At 47.4% G+C, this 18,613-nt stretch carries 15 protein-coding genes; 13 read left to right on the top strand and 2 right to left on the bottom strand.

What is annotated here, in order from left to right:
- Nucleotides 1-47: 47 nt before the first annotated feature.
- Nucleotides 48-1,961 carry a C39 family peptidase gene (locus RUMCAL_RS14635; RefSeq protein ID WP_169725999.1) on the bottom strand — a complete coding sequence of 638 codons (1,914 nt, stop codon included), beginning with the start codon at nt 1,959-1,961 and terminating at the stop codon, nt 48-50.
- 281 nt (nt 1,962-2,242) lie between these two features.
- On the opposite strand from RUMCAL_RS14635, the gene panB reads away from it, so the two are divergent.
- The 11 genes from panB (at nt 2,243) to RUMCAL_RS14640 (ending at nt 14,186) form a co-directional block, all read left to right on the top strand.
- Complete coding sequence (gene panB / locus RUMCAL_RS07845; RefSeq protein ID WP_021682186.1) at nt 2,243-3,085, top strand: 3-methyl-2-oxobutanoate hydroxymethyltransferase; 843 nt, start codon at nt 2,243-2,245, stop codon at nt 3,083-3,085.
- A complete protein-coding gene (gene panC / locus RUMCAL_RS07850) occupies nt 3,082-3,942 on the top strand; it encodes a pantoate--beta-alanine ligase (protein WP_021682187.1) in 861 nt (286 codons plus the stop codon). The genes panB and panC overlap by 4 nt, the downstream gene beginning before the upstream one ends.
- A complete protein-coding gene (gene panD, locus RUMCAL_RS07855; protein ID WP_021682188.1) occupies nt 3,939-4,322 on the top strand; it encodes an aspartate 1-decarboxylase in 384 nt (127 codons plus the stop codon). The genes panC and panD overlap by 4 nt, the downstream gene beginning before the upstream one ends.
- Nucleotides 4,323-4,334: 12 nt before the next feature.
- Nucleotides 4,335-5,528 (top strand): bifunctional phosphopantothenoylcysteine decarboxylase/phosphopantothenate--cysteine ligase CoaBC, encoded by a 1,194-nt coding sequence (gene coaBC, locus RUMCAL_RS07860; RefSeq protein WP_021682189.1) that lies wholly within the window; start codon nt 4,335-4,337, stop codon nt 5,526-5,528.
- 306 nt (nt 5,529-5,834) lie between these two features.
- Entirely contained in the window at nt 5,835-6,467 is a 633-nt protein-coding gene (locus tag RUMCAL_RS07865; protein WP_021682190.1) for a peptidylprolyl isomerase, read from the top strand.
- A 93-nt stretch (nt 6,468-6,560) separates the two neighbouring features.
- Complete coding sequence (murD, locus tag RUMCAL_RS07870) at nt 6,561-7,952, top strand: UDP-N-acetylmuramoyl-L-alanine--D-glutamate ligase (protein ID WP_040647552.1); 1,392 nt, start codon at nt 6,561-6,563, stop codon at nt 7,950-7,952.
- A gap of 1 nt (nt 7,953) precedes the next feature.
- A complete protein-coding gene (locus tag RUMCAL_RS07875) occupies nt 7,954-8,973 on the top strand; it encodes a M42 family metallopeptidase (RefSeq protein WP_021682192.1) in 1,020 nt (339 codons plus the stop codon).
- Nucleotides 8,967-10,004 carry a M42 family metallopeptidase gene (locus tag RUMCAL_RS07880; RefSeq protein ID WP_021682193.1) on the top strand — a complete coding sequence of 346 codons (1,038 nt, stop codon included), beginning with the start codon at nt 8,967-8,969 and terminating at the stop codon, nt 10,002-10,004. The genes RUMCAL_RS07875 and RUMCAL_RS07880 overlap by 7 nt, the downstream gene beginning before the upstream one ends.
- Complete coding sequence (locus RUMCAL_RS07885) at nt 10,001-10,786, top strand: GNAT family N-acetyltransferase (protein ID WP_021682194.1); 786 nt, start codon at nt 10,001-10,003, stop codon at nt 10,784-10,786. Before RUMCAL_RS07880 ends, RUMCAL_RS07885 begins: the two co-directional genes overlap by 4 nt.
- A gap of 3 nt (nt 10,787-10,789) precedes the next feature.
- Nucleotides 10,790-12,064, top strand: a complete 1,275-nt coding sequence (locus RUMCAL_RS07890) for a methionine gamma-lyase family protein (protein ID WP_021682195.1) — start codon at nt 10,790-10,792, stop codon at nt 12,062-12,064.
- Nucleotides 12,065-12,260: 196 nt separating this feature from the next.
- A complete protein-coding gene (locus tag RUMCAL_RS14640; protein ID WP_051343743.1) occupies nt 12,261-14,186 on the top strand; it encodes a protein kinase domain-containing protein in 1,926 nt (641 codons plus the stop codon).
- A 1,146-nt stretch (nt 14,187-15,332) separates the two neighbouring features.
- On the opposite strand, the gene mnmL is transcribed toward RUMCAL_RS14640, so the two are convergent.
- The gene (gene mnmL, locus RUMCAL_RS07900) at nt 15,333-16,238 is read right to left on the bottom strand and encodes a tRNA modification radical SAM protein MnmL/YtqA (protein ID WP_021682198.1); all 906 of its coding nucleotides are present in this window, start codon (nt 16,236-16,238) and stop codon (nt 15,333-15,335) included.
- 543 nt (nt 16,239-16,781) lie between these two features.
- Here mnmL and miaB point away from each other — a divergent pair.
- On the top strand, nt 16,782-18,194 hold the full coding sequence (gene miaB, locus RUMCAL_RS07905) for a tRNA (N6-isopentenyl adenosine(37)-C2)-methylthiotransferase MiaB (protein ID WP_242823497.1): 1,413 nt from the start codon (nt 16,782-16,784) through the stop codon (nt 18,192-18,194).
- Complete coding sequence (locus RUMCAL_RS07910; protein WP_021682201.1) at nt 18,191-18,607, top strand: YlbF/YmcA family competence regulator; 417 nt, start codon at nt 18,191-18,193, stop codon at nt 18,605-18,607. Before miaB ends, RUMCAL_RS07910 begins: the two co-directional genes overlap by 4 nt.
- The last annotated feature ends 6 nt before the right edge of the window (nt 18,608-18,613 follow it).

Consider the following 18,613-nt stretch of genomic DNA (forward strand, 5'->3'; position numbering starts at 1 on the left):
GCCAGACGCTCTTTGTGCGGTATTGCCTTATGTGCTGTGGTTCATGATTATAGAATGACAACTGCCTGATAGCCCATTTGTGCATATCGTGCTTCCACCACGCTGCGTTTATAGGCAACCAGTCCCTTGCTCTGGTACGGATCATTCATGTAGTAATATTCCGCATCATAGCCTACCAGCACCAGACAATGCTCATGCCGTTTCCAAGTGAACAATTGACCCGTTTCCGGAATGACCCACTGTCTGCCGTTGTCCACATTTACCATGTTAATTGAAGCCCAAACCGCCACTGGAATACCATTGTCAATATAATCCGTCAGCAGGGACGTGAAAGCAGTACCAGTCAGATTCTTTGCAGTCTTGCCGTTTCCAAGAATCTTGTTCATGGCTTTTGTAAGCACCGGAGCATAGCAGCCAAACCCGCTGGAAGAACGCGGATCTCCCACAAACTTGCTGTTGGGGTCTGGTCCGTACTGTATACCGTTTTTCCATGTAAAGCCGCCCTTATCCAGATACTTATCCACAAAATCGGCAACGCTGACGTTGTAGCCGGCGTTTTGCAACAGCATGACAGCACTGGCACTTTCACAGCCGGTAGGGAATCCACTCTGGCTGATATATTTTACTGACAACTGCCGCTTTGTGATAACGCCGTTGCTATCAGTGGTAATACCATTTACTGTTTTACTGCATTGCAGAATGCCGGTATCGTCCGCAAAAAGGTAAGACTTTCCGTCAATCACCGTGACACCATGAGCCGGAATGCCATCTTTCTGAAAATAATATCTGTTCTTATCAATGTCCAGCCAGCCGATTGCCATGGAACCGTCTGCCTGAAAATAATAGCTGAAACCATTGGCAGCTTTTTGCCAGCCGATGACCGCAGAACCGTCTGTCCGGAAACAATATCGTTTGCCGTCAATTGTCTGCCAGCCAGTGCAAAGCTGGGCATCTGCTCCGAAATAGTACAGCTTGCCATTTTCTTTCAGCCAGCCAGTCTTTGCAGCACCGTCTTCCTGAAAATAATAGGTGGCACCACTAATGCTTTGCCAACCAGTGACCATAGAACCATTTTTTTCGTCAAAATAATATGTCTGGTTGTTCTGATAGAACCAGCCTCTGTGGAATGCACCGTTATTGTAATAATAGCGAGTCGTGCCATCCGGCATCTTCTGCATGCCCTCTTGAATAGCACCGTTTTCTTCCGAGAACGGATAATATTCTCCGTCTACCTGCTCCAGACCAGTATATTTTCCCTTTTCTTCGGAAATATAATAATTCCGGTTGTTCCAGTTGATCCAGCCGAACGTGATCGCACCGGTTTCCGGATCGTAAAAATACCGCTTACCGTCAACTGTCTGCCAGCCAGTGTGCAACGCTCCGTCTTCATAGAACCAGTAGGGAGCACCGTCGATCTCATGGATCCCGCCTTTCAGCACTGCACCATCTGCTTCGGCGTAGTAGATCGGGCTGCCTTCTTCCGCACGAAAGAAACCGGTCTGCAAAACACCGTCTGCATTGAAGAAATACCGGCGGGAAATGTTGTTATTCTCCAAAACCAGCCAACCGGTTTGTTTACCAGTGTCTTCTTGAATGTAGTACCGGCTGCCGTTCCAGTCCAGCCAGCCGAACTGTGATTCCCCAGTTTCTTTGTCATAGTAGTATCGATTCCCATTGACAGTCTGCCAGCCGGTAAGCAGTACACCACTTTCCGAAAACACGTAATATTTTCCGTCAATTTCCTGTGTGCCAGTCAGCTTATTGCCATCGGTATCATAGTAAATAATAGAACCGTCCGCCTGATGCACCCAGCCTGTAGTCAACTGCTCCGACTGTGTTGTTGCGGTGGCAACCGGCGGGATCGTTTCTATTGTTTCATCTGCATACGCAGGAGTTGTCAGAAGCGACAATCCCAGAATCGCCGCGGCAACAGTTCCTGTCCCAATCCATATTTTTTGCATGTGATGCATGAGTGTATCCTTTCGCTGTCCATGTTGCATGTAAATGTTTCTAACTACTATTATACGAGAACAAAATTGCGTTGTCAATGCTTTGCGAATTTTCAGCATATTTCTCAAAAATGAGTAGGGTTTTCACCAGAAAAGCTGTCACTTTTTCAGGAATCCAGAATCGGAAAATCGTTCTTTCCGCCTTGACATTTTCACATCTTTCTGCTATGATAGATACTGGACAGTATTCCCCATGGGAAATTGTACTATTCTCTGTTTGGAGGAATTGATTTATGAAACAAACGGTACAGACGCTTCAGGCGATGAAAGAACGGGGAGAAAAAATTGCGATGCTCACCTGTTATGACTACACCACCGCGAAGCTGATGGACGAAGCCGGCATGGATATGCTGTTAGTCGGCGACTCGCTGGGGAATGTAATCCTCGGCTATTCCGACACCATTTCTGTGACTATGGAAGACATGATCCACCATACCGCTGCGGTTTCCAGAGGTGTACAGAATGCTATGGTTGTAGCAGACATGCCGTTTTTGTCCTATCAGACCTCTGTTTATGACGCAGTTGTCAACGCTGGCAGGCTGATGAAAGAGGGCAGAGCCGGTGCTGTGAAGCTGGAGGGCGGCAAGCTGGTATGTGAACAGATTCGTGCCATTGTCAACGCTTCCATTCCGGTAGTAGCACATCTGGGGATGACGCCACAGTCTGTCAACACGCTGGGCGGATTCAAAGTACAGGGCAAAACTGCTGATGCAGCAAGGCAGCTGCTGGAAGATGCCAAAGCGGTAGAGGAAGCCGGAGCCTTTGCATTAGTCATGGAGTGTGTGCCGGCAAAGCTGGCTGCATTGGTCACCAAGACACTGCATATTCCCACAATTGGCATTGGTGCCGGAGCAGGCTGCGACGGACAGGTACTGGTATATCAGGACATGCTGGGCATGTTCTCGGACTACCGTCCGAAGTTTGTCCGGAAATTTGCCGAAGTCGGAAAAGTGATGCAGGAAGCATTCGCGTCGTACCGCAGTGAAATACAAGAGGGGAATTTTCCCACAGAAGAACATTCGTTTGCCATTTCTAACGAAGTAATGGCACAGCTGGAACAGGAGGCACAAGCATGAAAATCGTAGAAACAGTTGCAGAAGTACGGGAACAAGTCAAGGCTTGGCGAAAAGAGGGACTGACCGTCGGATTGGTTCCTACCATGGGTTACCTGCACGAAGGGCATCAGAGCCTGATTGCGAAAGCCTGTGCACAGAATGACCGTGTTGTGGTCAGCATCTTTGTCAATCCGACCCAGTTCGGACCCAACGAAGATCTGGAAAGCTATCCGCGGGATCTGGAACACGATGCTGCACTCTGCGAGAGTACTGGTGCCGCACTGATCTTCCACCCTACACCGGAAGAAATGTATCCCAAGGGATTTTGCAGCTTTGTGGATATGAACGTTCTCACCAAAGAGCTCTGTGGCTTGAGCCGTCCGGTACACTTCCGCGGTGTCTGCACCGTTGTGTCCAAGCTGCTGCATATCGTCCAGCCGGACAAAGCCTATTTCGGCGAAAAAGATGCCCAGCAGTTGGCGGTTATCCGCCGTATGGTGCTGGATTTGAATATGAACGTAGAAATCGTCGGCTGCCCTATTGTGCGGGAAAGTGATGGCCTGGCAAAGAGTTCCAGAAACACTTACCTTAGTCCTGCGGAACGCAAAGCCGCACTGGTGTTAAGCAAGAGCATTTTTGCCGGAAAGCAGCTGGCAGAAGCCGGAGAAACTGATGCAGCAAAGCTGGTACAGGCAATGACCAAGATCATCGAAGCCGAGCCGCTGGCAAAAATCGATTATGTAAAAGTTGTTGACCTGATGACTATGCAGCAGATTCCGAAGCTGGACAGACCGTTTCTGGCAGCAATTGCGGTTTATATCGGAAAGACACGTCTGATCGACAACTTCATGATGCAGGCAGGAGGTACCGCTGAATGAATATCACCATGCTGAAAGGCAAGATTCACCGTGCTACTGTAACACAGGCAGAACTGAATTATGTGGGCAGCATCACTGTGGATGCAGATTTACTGGACGCTGCCGGCATTCTGGAATATGAAGCGGTACAGGTGGTCAACATCGCAAATGGCAACCGCTTTTTGACATATACCATTGCCGGTGAACGGGGCAGCGGTGTGATCTGCCTGAACGGTGCTGCTGCACGGCAGGCACAGACCGGCGATAAGGTGATTTTGATGTCCTATGCTCAGGTAACACCGGAAGAAGCCAAAACCATGCAGCCGAAAGTTGTTCTGGTGGACGAGCACAACGCCGTGGCAAAAATCTCCCACTATGAAAAACACGGCGAACTGGCATAAGGCGGTGAGAACATGCTGCAGGGAAAAACAGTCGTTCTCGGCGTAACCGGAAGCATTGCGGCTTATAAGATCGCTTCTCTTGCCAGCAAACTGGTAAAGCTGCATGCTGATGTGCATGTGCTGATGACACAGAACGCAACAAATTTTATTACGCCGATCACTTTTGAAACACTGACCGGAAACAAATGTCTGATCGATACCTTTGACCGAAACTTTCAGTTTGATGTGGCACATGTCAGTTTGGCAAAAAAAGCAGATGTCATGCTGATTGCACCGGCTTCCGCCAACGTGATCGGAAAAATCGCCAACGGAATCGCTGATGACATGTTGACCACAACTGTTATGGCAAGCACCGCACCGGTGTTGATTTCGCCTGCCATGAATACTCACATGTACGAGAATCCCATTGTGCAGGACAACCTGCAAAAGCTGGAACGATTCGGTTACAAAATCATTGCACCGGCTGTGGGAATGCTGGCGTGCCATGACGTGGGAGCGGGAAAAATGCCGGAACCGGAAATGCTTCTGGATTGGATTCTGCGGGAAATCGCCTGCAAAAAAGACTTGCAGGGCAAAAAGATACTGGTCACTGCGGGGCCAACACAAGAAGCTGTAGATCCGGTGCGTTACCTGACAAACCATTCCACCGGTAAAATGGGATATGCACTGGCACGATGTGCCATGCTCCGCGGAGCAGATGTGACACTGGTAACTGGTCCTACGGCAATCACACCGCCGCCTTTTGTACAAACTGTTGCTGTGACCTCTGCAGAGGAAATGTATCAGGAAGTGACCAAACGGGCTGCGGAACAGAATGCCATTATTATGGCGGCTGCTGTGGCAGACTACCGTCCGGCAACAGTTTCTGCGGAAAAACAGAAAAAACAGGCAGGAGATGCAGTCTTACCGCTTTCCCGTACCAAGGACATTCTGGCATATCTGGGCGAACATAAGCCAGCAGGACAGTTTCTCTGCGGCTTCTCTATGGAAACCCAGCACATGCTGGAAAATTCCAGAGCCAAACTGAAGCAAAAACACTTGGATATGATCTGTGCCAACAATCTAAAAGTTGCTGGTGCCGGCTTTGGAACCGATACCAACGTAGTAACACTGATACAGGCTCAAAAAGAACAAGAATTGCCGCTGCAATCCAAGGAAGCTGTGGGACACGCAATTTTAGATGTCATTGCAAAGACGTTATCATAAGGAAGCACTGCATAAAGCCCGCCTGACGGCTTTGCACGCAATCTGCGTGCAGAATTTCTGTACAATCCGCCGAAAAATCTGACTACACATCTTACGCACAAGCTTTATGCAGTGTTTCTATAACAAAAAAGTCTTGCAATTCCAAAGAAAACATGCTATAATATCATTTATCCGTAGGAGTTTATTTTACCTTCCAGTTCGCTCTGAAAGATACAAGGCAAACTCTGCTGGCACTCCGAAAAGGGAATGCCGAAAAAATCAGCAGAATCGGCAAATTGCCGAGTTCTCACAGAAAGGCAATGCAATATGAAAAAACGTAGTTTAAAATTTCTGGCACTGGGCATCAGTGCTGTTATGATGATGGGAACCCTCGGAGCCTGCGGTTCGTCCAAGTCGGATTCTTCTACAGCAGACGGCAGTTCTTTTGTCATCACACTGTATCCGGACGAAGCACCGATCACTTGTGAAAACTTTGAAAAGCTGGTCAAGGACGGCTTTTATGACGGTCTGAAGTTCCACCGTGTAGTAGATGGTTTTATGGCACAGGGCGGCGATCCGAGCGGTGACGGTACCGGCGGCAGCTCTGAAACGATCAAGGGCGAATTCTCTCAAAACGGCGTAGAAAACAATCTTTCTCATACCCGTGGTGTAGTTTCCATGGCAAGATCCAACGATCCGGACAGTGCTTCCAGCCAGTTCTTCATCTGCTATTCTGATGATGACACATTTCTGGACGGACAATATGCTGCATTCGGAAAAGTTACCGAAGGTATGGACGTAGTAGATTCTTTCCTGAAGGTAGAGCGTTCTCTGGGTTCAGACGGTGCACAGTCCTCACCGAATCAGGACATTGTTATGGAAAAGGTAAAAATGATTGACGACGATTCTGACGGCAATCCCCGCGTAGAAATCACCATGAATGATTTTCTGAACGAATAAGTCATTTTTATTGTTCAAAAGAATGATTTGCAGCAGGCACGTATCCATTTGATCGTGCCTGCTGTTCTGTCACAAGCTAGGAGGAAAGCAATTATGCATAACGTTGCACGTTTTTTTGAAACCATGCAGAACAGCCGCGTGGCATTTATCGGAACCGGTGTTACAAATGGAGATATTATCCGCCTGTTTCGCAAAAAGGGCATTGATGTTACTCTGCTGGACCGCAAGAATCCGGAACAGCTGGGAAAAGTCTACACAGAATTTGAATCTCTCGGAGTCAAATTCTGTCTGGGGGACAGCTATCTGGATTCCCTGACTGATTATGATGTAGTTTTCCGTTCACCAGGCATGTACTATCACAACGAAAAATTGCAGGAAGCACGCAAAAAGGGCGTTGTTATCACCTCCGAAATGGAAGTATTCTTCTCTCTCTGTCCGTGCAAGATCTATGCCGTGACCGGTTCAGACGGCAAGACTACAACCACCACACTGATCTCAGAGTTCCTGTCCCATGCTGGCTTTCGTGTACACAAGGGAGGCAATATTGGTCGTGCTCTGCTGCCGATTATTGAAGAAATCCGCGAAGATGATGTGGCTGTCGTAGAACTTTCCAGCTTTCAGCTGCTGTCCATGCGGCAGTCGCCGGATGTTGCAGTCATTACCAATATCGCTCCGAATCATCTGGACGTACACGGTACGATGGAAGAATATATCTATGCCAAAACCAATCTGATTGCACATCAGGATGCATTCTCTAGAACCATTCTGAATCTGGACAACGAACCCACTATGCATCTGGCATCAATGGTTCGCGGCACGCTGACTACGTTTTCCCGCAGAACCAAACCGGAATTCGGCACCTATCTGCGGGAAGATGGTATGCTGTGCTTTACCAAAGACGGCAAGGACACACCGGTTGTCCACATGAATGACATTCGGATTCCGGGCATGCACAATGTAGAAAACTACCTGGCTGCAATCAATGCCGTATGGGGCACAGTTTCTGTCGAAGATATACAGTATGTGGCAAAGAATTTCGGCGGTGTAGAACATCGTATCGAATTCGTCCGCGAACTGGACGGTGTCAAGTGGTACAATGACAGCATTGCCACCAGTCCGACACGTGTACTGGCTGGACTGCGTTCTTTCCAACAGAAACTGATTGTCATTATGGGCGGATATGATAAGAAGATTCCTTTTGAACCAATGGCAGATACCGTCTGCAAACAGGTGAAGCTGGTATTGCTCATGGGCGTAACCGCAGATAAAATCGAAGCAGCGATCCGCGGCAGCCAGTTCTATCAGGAAGGTGCTCCGGAGTTGGTACATGTTGGCTCCATGGAAGAAGCAGTACAGGAGGCAAGAAAGCGTGCCAAGACGGGGGATATTGTTACACTGTCGCCGGCTTGTGCAAGCTTCGACCTCTATCCGAACTTTGAAGCAAGAGGAATCCACTATAAAAATCTGGTAAAGGAGCTGCACTGACATGGATTTGTTGAATTTGCTGGAACAGCTGACAGCAGCTTCCGGCGTGTCCGGCAGTGAAAACAGCATTGCTGCAGTGGCTCAGGAACTGCTAACACCGTACTGTGACACTGTTGAACAGCGACAGGGAAATGTCATCGGCATACTGGGCGAACGCCAAAGCGGCAAGCCACATGTGCTGTTAGATGCCCATATGGATCAGGTGGGCTTTCTGGTCACTGCGATTACAGAGGACGGTTTTGTCCGTGTTGGAAATGCCGGCGGGTTGGACTGTCGGTTCATGCCAGCACAGCGTGTCGTAATTCATGGAAAACAGGACATTGCCGGTGTGATTTGCTGTATGCCGCCGCACTTGCAGAACGGCGAAGAACATGTGCTCTCTGTCACAGAACTTGCAATTGATACCGGATATACCAAAGAAGAACTGGAGCAACTGGTAGAAGCAGGAGATACTGTTTCTTTCGATATGCCGCTTGTACCGCTGCAATCCGATTTTGTATGCAGCCGTTCTCTGGACGACCGCTGCGGCATGGCTTCTATTCTCTATGCTCTGTTTCTGATACAGGGAGAAGAACTGCCATGCAGCTGCTCCATTCTGTTTTCCACACAGGAAGAAACCAGCGAACGCGGTGCCACGATCGGTGCCTATGACATTGAGCCGGATATTGCCCTCGCTGTAGATGTGACATTTGCACTGGAACACAACGGTGATGCCACAAAATGCGGCAGCATGGGAAAAGGTCCGATGATCGGCATTTCTCCTTCTCTTTCCCGTAAAGTTACTGATGATTTAATTGCAGCAGCAGATGCAGAAAAAATCGCATGGCAACCGGAAGTGATGTCCGGCAGAACTGGTACCAATGCAGACTGCTTTTCTGTCACAAAGGGCGGCGTTTGTGCCGGAACGGTATCCATACCGCTGCGGTATATGCACACACCGGCAGAAGTAATTCAGATCTCTGATGTGAAAAAAAACGGTGAACTGCTGGCTGCTTACCTTAGGAGGTGCGGAACATGCTGAACCATTTTGAAACCCTGTGTAATCTCTGTGCATCGTCCGGTGACGAATCAGAAGTTCGCAATTATATTCTCTCTGTCCTGCGGGAACGAAAAGATGTTACGTGGGAAATCGACCCGCTGGGCAGTTTGCTGGTACAAAAACAGGGAAAAAAACGTGCTCCGCACAAGCTGATGATCAGTGCCCATATGGATGAAGTCGGCATGATCGTCACTCACGTCAACTCCGACAGCACATACTGTCTGGAAGCAGTCGGCGGCGTAGATGCATCAGTTGCACTGGGACGGCAAGTGCTGGTCGGTGAAGAGCATCTGCATGGTGTAATCGGTACAAAGCCGGTGCACCTGTTGTCTGCGGACGAAAAGAAAAAATTGCCCAAGTGGGACGAACTTGTTCTGGATATGGGTATTCTGCCGGAAGCAGAACGGCGGACAGCAGCCCGCGAGGGAACTTATGTCTATTTCGCTCCAAACTTTACCCGCATGGGAAAAAGCCGTGTTTGCAGCAAGGCAATTGATGACCGTGCAGGTTGTGCTATGCTGCTGCACCTGCTGGAGCAGGAAGCCCCCTACGATTTTACCGCTGCTTTTCTGGTGCAGGAAGAAATCGGACTGCGTGGGGCAAAAGCGGCAGCCTATACAGTCAATCCGGAATTTGCTCTGGTTCTGGAAGCCACCACTGCCGCAGACATTGCCGGTGCAGAGGGTGATGCAAAAGTGTGCAGTCTGGGCGAAGGTCCGGTAATATCCTTTATGGATCGCGGTGCAATTTATGATAAGGAATTATACCGTCTGGCATTTTCCATCTGCGAAAAAAACAAGATTCCGTGCCAAACCAAATCCCGCATTGCCGGCGGAAATGACAGCGGTGCAATTCATGCCAGCCGCGGTGGTGTACGGACACTGGCAATATCTTTGCCTTGCCGTTATCTGCATTCGCCGTCTTGTCTGGCGGATTTGAAAGACCTTGATGCTTGCACGGCTTTGCTGCCGCTGCTGATAAAATCCATAATGGAAGAAGTTTCATCGATATGATACAACAAATCACTGCATTTTCAGCAGCGGAAACCGCAATTCTAGAACAAAGCTGGCGTGGCAGACAAATGCTTGCCTATCAGAAAGCATACGGCGGCAGCTACGATTTCTGCCGCTTCTTTCGGGTGACAGGCTGTGGCGGCACTGGCTGGCTGTTTTTGTTTAATGCAACCCTGCTGATCTGCACCGAAGGAGATGTGCCGGAAGAAGAAATCTGCACATTCACTGCTATGCATCTGCCGTTTCGGGTGGAGTGTCCGGCATCGTTGCTGCCGATCCTATCGCAGATTCCAAACTATCAAAAACTCCACCGTTCCACATTTCAGCTAACGCCTTCAGAGCCCTCACCGGTATTCTGTCCAGAGGACATTAATGACACGCCCAAGCTGCAAGATGTTTATCAGATCTTGCAGGAAGGATTTCCCAATTTGTTGGAATATTCGCTCTGGCTGACAGACGTTTCGCATCGCTGCCGTCACCATATGAGTCAGGTGCTGACCTATAAGAATAGTTCTACGCTGACACTGGTGTACGACTGGAAAGGACATGTGCTGGTGGGACAAGTTGCCACAAAACTTGCACAGCGTGGAAGCGGTTATGCACGGGATTTCCTGCGGTGGATCGCTGGAGAACTGGCACGAGAGGGCAAACAGGCTGCTCTGTTTGCATTGGATGTGCGAATCAGCTTTTATCGGGAAATCGGATTTCAGGAAATTGAATCGGAATATGTATTGGAACGACAGGATATTCCCAAAGAACAGCAAGAAAAAGGAGCACTGTAAGCTATGCAGATTCAAAAATTTTTTCCCATTGACGACAGGCTTGCTGCGGCAGCAGAAGCCGCAGAGAAAAGCTGTGCAGCCGACTTTGCCAGAATCGAGGATAACGCTGCCTATAATGGTGCCAAAGTCTTGGCTGCTTTCCAGAAAAGCCGTGTCAGTGAACCTTGTTTCTATGGCACAACTGGTTATGGCTATGGCGATCAGGGCAGAGAGGTTCTGGATAAAGTCGTAGCAACTGCATTTGGCACAGAAGATGCACTGGTACGGCATAATTTTGTTTCCGGTACGCACGCTCTGACAGTGGCACTGTTTGGTATTCTCCGGACAGGAGATACGATGGTTTCTCTGACTGGCAGACCTTACGACACATTAGAGGGCGTAATCGGATTGAACGACGATACCCAGAGTGGCTCTCTGAAAAATTTCGGCGTGACCTATCGGGAAGTGCCGCTTTTGAAAGACGGTACACCGGATTATGAGGCAGTTCCTGATGCCGTTCGCGGAGCAAAAGTTGCCTATATTCAGCGTTCCCGTGGGTACTCTCTACGACCGGCACTGACCGTAGCACAAATCCAACGGCTGGCAGAACTGGTTCGCAGCACAAATCCAGACGCAGTCATTATGGTGGATAACTGCTACGGCGAATTCGTAGAAACCAGCGAGCCGGTAGAAGTTGGCTGTGATCTGATGATCGGTTCCATGATTAAAAATGTTGGCGGCGGTATTGCCCGCACCGGCGGCTATATTGCCGGAAAGGAAGCCCTTGTGCAGCAGTGTGCAGAGCGTCTGACCTGCATCGGTATGGGCAAGGAAGTAGGCTGTTCACTGGACATGAATCGGGAATTGTATCTCGGCTTCTTCCATGCACCGGATACCACGGCAAATGCATTAAAAACCGCAGACTTTGCAGCTGCTCTGTTCGGCAGCTTTGGCTTCTCCTGCCACCCACCAGTAGGTACAACACGTGGGGACATTGTAGAAGCGATCTGTCTGGGGGATGAAGCACATCTGACTGCATTTTGTCAGGGAATCCAGCAGGGTTCTCCCGTGGATTCCTTTGTAGTACCAGAGGCGTGGGATATGCCAGGCTATACCAGTAAAGTCATCATGGCAGCTGGTGCGTTTACCATGGGAGCCTCCATTGAATTGTCTGCTGATGCTCCGATTCGGGAGCCATTTGCAGTCTGGATGCAGGGTGGCATGACCTATACTTCCGGAAAGATCGGCGTGCTTCTGGCAGCACAAAAGATGCTGGATCAAGGATTGATTTCGCTCTGATACCGAAAAACAGTATCAAATCTATTACAAATGGATACAATTTGAACAGGATCAAATGAAATTTCAGGGAAAACAGTTGACATCGCTTAGAGTTGCTGGTAAAATATAATTTGCAGAATTTGAATTCCTAACAGATTTCCAAATCCAGGAATTTTAATAATAAAACCTGCCGAACCAAAAAACAGGAGGTATCGCTTTGGGAGAACGGAAATTATGCTATGGCTGCATGGAACGCACAGAATTTTCTGGCGGAGTCTGCCCCAATTGTGGATATTACGACAACGCTCCGAGTGACCCGTCTTTTATCATTCCGGGAACAAAACTCAATAATCGTTATATTGTCGGTGTGACACTGTCTGTCAACGGAGAAGGTATCACTTATCTTGCGTATGACCAATCCATTGGCTGTAAAGTATATCTGCGGGAATATATGCCACCAAATCTGTGCAATCGTGTCAGCGGTTCACCTGTGATCAGCGTGATTCCGGCACGGCTCGCACAATATAAGGCACTGATGGCAGAATTCACCGAACTGCATAAATCACTGGCACGGCTTCGCGGACAAGTGCATGTCAATACAGTGGTAGACCTGTTTGCAGAAAACAATACTACTTATGTGGTAGATGAATATATCCAGAGTGTCCGCTTTGTAGACTACCTGAAAGATAATGCCGGGGAATTGACATGGGGACAGCTTTCACATATGCTACCGCCGCTGCTGACAACACTGAGTCTGCTACACAATTCCGGCGTAGTGCACCGTGCAATTTCACCAGATACTATTTATGTAACAGATAAGGGCGAATTACTGCTGACAGCATTTTCTATTGCCGCAGTCCGCACTGCCAATACGGAACTGGAATGCGAAATTTACAATGGATACGCTGCACCGGAACAGTACTCTGCCAACGGACAGCAGGGCACATGGACAGATGTCTATGCTGTATGTGCGGTCATTTACAGAGTTCTGACCGGCTCTATGCCGCCCTCTGCAATCAGCCGTATGGAAAATGACAATCTGGTTGCACCGGCAGTTCTGAACCCCAACATTCCTCGTCATGTTTCCAATGTAATCATGCAGGGACTGAACCTGAACGGAACAGAACGTACCAAAACGGTAACCGAATTGGTAACTCGTTTGTTTGACGAACATGCAGAGGAAGAAGATGCCATTTATGGCGGTTTCGACAATGGTGGCTACGGACAGCAACCATATGCAAACCAGCAGCCTTATGCAGATGAACCGTATTCGGAATATCCGGAACAGCCTTATGATGACCAGAACTATCCGAATTATGATACTGGCTATTCTGATGATTACGCCTATGATGATTATCAGGAAGAAGATAATTATCGCCAGCCGCAAAAGGCAGGAGCAGTAGATCGTCTGCGTGTTCCGATCATTGTGGGAATTGTCTTGCTGTTGATTTTGCTGATTGTGGTATTCGTGGTAGCTGGTGACCTGTTCAAAGGAGATTCTTCCGAATCCAGTAAAACTACAACAGCAATTTCTGAAACTACTGCTGTTTCTGAAACACAGGAAGTGACTACAACGGCAGCAGTGGGTGACAGCGTGATGCCGCAGCTTCTGGGAAAGAACTTTGAGAATGCTAAAACGCAATACGCTTCGTGGATCACATTTGATGCAGAGGAAGTATTCAGTGACCAGTATGCTGCCGGACAGATCTGCTGGCAGGAATATGAAGTAGGCGATACTTTTGATTCATCTAAAAAAGTAAAAGTACAAGTCAGCAAGGGCTCCGCAACAGTTGAGATTCCGTCTTACTCCGGAAGCGGACACAACTCTTACGGAGAAAAACTGGACGAACTCAACATTCCTTATACTGAATCTGCAGAGAGCAGTTCCGGCTATAGCAACGGCAGTGTCATCCGTATTGTTGTAACGAAAAACGGACAGGAAACTGATCTGGGGGCAGGAGATTCGATCAATCTGAACGACAAGTATCAGGTCATCGTATATTATGCCTATAATCCGGAACCGGAAACGACTGCACCACCGGAAACAGAACCTGTAGAAGAAACCACAGCTGCTCCTGCAGAAACTGTACCGGAACAGCCGCCTGCTACAGAACCAGCTCAAACCGCAGCACCAGCACAGTAATTCGGTTTTGAAAATTCAATAAATTAAAAAGGCGGAGCAAGTTTTCCCTTGCTCCGCCTTTTTAATTTGCGTATATCTAAGGAAATACGCTCATTTCTATCCACGTATCCGTGTGTTTCATTTTAAATATAATTTTTAAATCAAAGCAGCATAGAAACAGTATGCGTTTATGCAAATAAGTTATCCTTTAAAAAATTATATAAGGTGACAGTTTATTTTGAAATATTATATCATGCAAAAGAATAAAAAGCAAATGCCCTGATTTCTTTTTCATTATTCAAAACAAACAAAATCGAATAGAATTTCTGGAAAAATATATTGACATTGCACTTGAAGTGTGGTATGATATAAACAACGAAAGGGAACAGCGACAAGGAGCTGGCGAAAAGATCTAAGTTGAATGATTCCCGAGCGATAAGTTTCCCAAGGTTTAAGGTTCATTCCTTTTGCGGAAACGATTTTACATCAAAAGGGAGGGCGAGATCCGATGGCAAGTGAAGAATCACAGTTGGATATGCTGTCAATATCGGGTGAATCGCCGGTGATGCAGGATTAAGAACGTAGCGAGAAGTCAACTTCGATTGGCTGTGGGCACGTAAGAAATGATAAAAAAATCTGTAAGCTGGTTGCACCTGATGCATGACATTCGCAACTGTCTGCATGAAAAATCTGTTATTTGAATTGGCAGCATATATTTAATTTCGTGCGATGACGGCATGAAATCTCCGGCACATAGTTGCCTTTACATAGTATGCTGATCTCCCAAGTAACAATCTCAGGTGATTCCCATGAAGTAAAATGTTTTGATTTATCAGTCACTTCGAATGAAAAAGGTGATTCCCATGGAAAGAAAAGCTTTTCTTTGAAATATAACAGAAAAGGTGAGTCCCATGGCTTGATATTGTACTTGCAAAGATCATAGGAAACGTGTTCTATCGGAAAGGACGTGTTTAATGTGTGGCTTTTAAAAAGACGATTTGTATGGTACGAAACAACGTGAGGAGTGAGTCCAATCGAAACTGATGCGAAAGAATGAAAGTTCTTTCATAAAATGAACCGAATAAAAATGTCCGGAATGGAGGTCTACCGTTCCGGATTTTTTGTACCCGCAAAAAGCCGGACGAAGATGCACATTCGTCCGGCTTTCTATGTTTGATAGTATTTTCCCTGCCAGTTATCTGTCTGCTTCAGATGACGAGCAATCGCGTTTCGCACTGCAAGTTTATCCCTGCTCCATAGCGGAGCCATCAATCTGTCAGAAGCACCGTCACCAGTTAGCCGTTCCACTACAGTTTCCGGCGGCAGCAGGCTTAACTGTGCCGCAGTAATCTGCACGTATTCCTGCATGGAAAGTGGCTGTAATTTTCCAGCTTTCCACAGTTGCTCCAAAGGTGTATCCCGAAGAATATGCAGCAAATGGATTTTAACAGCATCAGGGCGTAATCTGCCAATCCCACGGGCTGTTTCCAACATATCTGCATCTATTTCTAACGGCAGCCCGTTGATTAAATGCACACAAATTCGAATCTTTCTCTCCCGCAGTGCGGCAAACGCCTTTTGAAAAACCGCAAAAGAATACCCTCTGTGAAAAAAACGTGCCGTTTTTTCGTGAATAGTCTGCAATCCCAATTCAACAGTCAGATGCGTTTTGTCAGAAATATTTTCCAAAACAGAAAGGATCTCCTCAGATAGACAGTCCGGACGGGTACCAATTGCAATTCCGACTACATCAGGCTGCTGCAATGCCTCTAAATAACAGCTTTCCAAGTAATGCAGATCCCCATATGTATTGGTGTGTGCCTGAAAATAAGCAATGATGCCTGCTTCAGAAATATGCTGCTGGATTCGCTGTCGTTCTTGTGCAAGTTGCTGTGTAACGGTGCCGCTATGGGTAAAATGCCCGCTGCCGCCGTCACAAAAGATACAGCCGCCGGTTCCGATAGTTCCGTCAATATTAGGGCAAGTGCAGCCAATGTCCAATACTGCTTTCTGTACTGGTCTGCCAAATGTCTGCTGATAATACGCCGATGCAGAAAAGTATCGTTCTGCCATAAAATATACCTCCAAACAGAAGAAACCGGCAGGGAAAAGGAGAGGAGACCTGCCGGTTTCAGTTCAATTTATAGGAACGTACAGGAACAAAAATTTGTTTTGCAGGTGTATGCGTGCATCCGCTGCAAAACCAAACTTTGAAAATGAAGATGATGAAAAAGAGGTTACCCGTTTGAAACGGTGGAAAGGAGTGATAGATTCCTGTACGAGTATGGTTGGTCCGCTTCTTGCAAGAAACGGTAAGAATATCAGCGGCACTCTTGCACCGTACTTATGCACATGTGAAACAATTGCTTCAAATGACGATGGTAACAGTATATCAGTGGTTTGTGATTGCCTTGTGAAAAGTGGCTGGAAATTATCTGAAAATCCCCTTCTGCGATTTTCCTGAAATTTCGGAATGGAATTCCGAAGGGCAAATTCAGAAAAAGCCTTGCTTTTTGCAGAAAATTCGAAAAAAATTCTTGCAAAGAAAAGTGAGTTATGCTATAATAAAGTGTAATGACCTTTTTCAATGGAATACAGAAACGGAGATAGAGAATTATGGAATGTCGGAACAATCAGACAATGACAGCAGTGACAGAAGCCATGCGGCATCAGTTACAACCCTATCTATTTCAAGATCGGGACGTTGTGCGTGCACATGTGCATAGTTTTGGCTGTCAGCTGAATGTTTCAGACGGCGAACGAATTCGCGGCATGCTGATCGAACTGGGCTATACAATGACCGATTCCTATGAAGATGCAGATCTGATTCTGTTCAATACTTGTGCCGTGCGGGAGAGTGCGGAAGATCGGGTATACGGCATTCTCGGCAATGTAAAAAAGTACAAAAAGGCAAACCCGAATCTAATTCTGGTGCTTTGCGGCTGTATGGCATCGGAAGAACATACAGCAGAATTTGTCCGGACACATTATCCCTTTGTGGATATTGTTTTCGGTACTGCTTCTCTCAGCCGTTTTCCACAGTTGCTTCTGGAACATTTTCAGGGAAAAAAGTTTGCCTGTGATACCGGCGAATACGACGCCATGTATGAGGGAATCGTACCGTCACGGGAGCACCCGTTCAAAGCTTCTGTCCCCATTATGTTCGGCTGCAATAATTTTTGCACATACTGTATTGTACCGTATGTTCGCGGACGGGAACGCAGCCGTGATCCGGAACAGATTTTAAATGAAGTCAAACAACTGGTAGCAGACGGCTATAAAGAAATCATGCTGTTGGGACAGAATGTAAACTCCTACGGAAAAGATTTGGAGCAGCCGCTGACCTTTGCACAGCTACTTCGAAAAGTCAATGCAATTCCGGGAGAATTTGTAGTTCGGTTTATGTCGTCACACCCGAAAGATGCTACGCCGGAACTGCTGGACACAATTCTGGAATGTCCGAAGATCGGGCACCATTTGCATTTGCCGGTACAAAGCGGCAGCGATGATGTGCTCCGCCGCATGAATCGCCGCTACACCGTAGAAAAATATATGGAGAGTGTCAACTATCTTCGGCAAAGAGATCCGGATTTTTCCTTGACAACCGATTTGATCGTTGGATTTCCGGATGAATCCGAAGCAGACTTTCAAGGCACACTGGATTTGATCCGAAGTGTGCAGTATGATAACATCTATACATTTATTTATTCCAAACGCCGCGGCACCAAGGCTGCGGAAATGGAAGATCACACCACAGATGCTGAAAAGAAAAATCGTATGGAGCGTTTGCTTGCCTTGCAGCGGGACATCGCTTCTGAACACAACAAACGCTTCATTGGCAGAACACTGCGAGTACTGGTAGACGGGGAGAGCAAGCGGAAAGGCAGACTGGTCGGAAAGGACAGTGCATTCATTATTGTGGAATTTTCCGGTGACCCCTCCCTGATCGGCACATTTCAGAATGTCAGAATTACAGAAGCCAGAAACTGGGCAGTACTTGGCGAACTGGTAGAGGAGGAACAGGCATGACAGAAGTAGAAGCTGCGGTAAGACAATTGGGCAAAGCAATTCAGGCAGACCCGCGTTATCAGGCGTATTGGAAAGCCAAAACCGATAATGATGCAGATACAGAACTGCAGGAAAATATACAGGCATTTAATCTGAAAAAAATGTCCTATCAGCATGAAACTAAAAAGCTGGAGGAAAACCGGAATCCGGAAAAATTGGAAAAACTGGAACAGGAGATACAGGCACTTTATTTGCAGATCATGGAAAACCCGAACATGCAGGCTTTTGATACTGCCAAGCAGGCAATGAATATGATGATGCAGGAAGTGGACACCATTTTGTCCCTGTGTGCAAACGGAGAAGATCCGGATCGGTGTCACCCGGATCTGACCAACTGCACTGGCAACTGTTCTTCCTGCGGCGGCTGTCACTGAACACCT

This window comes from Ruminococcus callidus ATCC 27760, from assembly GCF_000468015.1.
GTDB classification, from domain to species: Bacteria; Bacillota; Clostridia; order Oscillospirales; family Ruminococcaceae; genus Ruminococcus_C; species Ruminococcus_C callidus.

Excerpts from the sequence above, each read along its gene's own strand:
- RUMCAL_RS07910 (WP_021682201.1), top strand. The coding sequence starts at position 18,191 with ATGACAGAAGTAGAAGCTGCGGTAAGACAATTGGGCAAAGCAATTCAG.
- mnmL (WP_021682198.1), bottom strand. The coding sequence starts at position 16,238 with ATGGCAGAACGATACTTTTCTGCATCGGCGTATTATCAGCAGACATTT.
- murD (WP_040647552.1), top strand. The coding sequence starts at position 6,561 with ATGCATAACGTTGCACGTTTTTTTGAAACCATGCAGAACAGCCGCGTG.
- panD (WP_021682188.1), top strand. The coding sequence starts at position 3,939 with ATGAATATCACCATGCTGAAAGGCAAGATTCACCGTGCTACTGTAACA.
- RUMCAL_RS07885 (WP_021682194.1), top strand. The coding sequence starts at position 10,001 with ATGATACAACAAATCACTGCATTTTCAGCAGCGGAAACCGCAATTCTA.
- RUMCAL_RS07865 (WP_021682190.1), top strand. The coding sequence starts at position 5,835 with ATGAAAAAACGTAGTTTAAAATTTCTGGCACTGGGCATCAGTGCTGTT.
- RUMCAL_RS07875 (WP_021682192.1), top strand. The coding sequence starts at position 7,954 with ATGGATTTGTTGAATTTGCTGGAACAGCTGACAGCAGCTTCCGGCGTG.
- RUMCAL_RS14635 (WP_169725999.1), bottom strand. The coding sequence starts at position 1,961 with ATGCAAAAAATATGGATTGGGACAGGAACTGTTGCCGCGGCGATTCTG.
- panC (WP_021682187.1), top strand. The coding sequence starts at position 3,082 with ATGAAAATCGTAGAAACAGTTGCAGAAGTACGGGAACAAGTCAAGGCT.
- RUMCAL_RS07890 (WP_021682195.1), top strand. The coding sequence starts at position 10,790 with ATGCAGATTCAAAAATTTTTTCCCATTGACGACAGGCTTGCTGCGGCA.
- RUMCAL_RS07880 (WP_021682193.1), top strand. The coding sequence starts at position 8,967 with ATGCTGAACCATTTTGAAACCCTGTGTAATCTCTGTGCATCGTCCGGT.
- panB (WP_021682186.1), top strand. The coding sequence starts at position 2,243 with ATGAAACAAACGGTACAGACGCTTCAGGCGATGAAAGAACGGGGAGAA.
- miaB (WP_242823497.1), top strand. The coding sequence starts at position 16,782 with ATGGAATGTCGGAACAATCAGACAATGACAGCAGTGACAGAAGCCATG.
- coaBC (WP_021682189.1), top strand. The coding sequence starts at position 4,335 with ATGCTGCAGGGAAAAACAGTCGTTCTCGGCGTAACCGGAAGCATTGCG.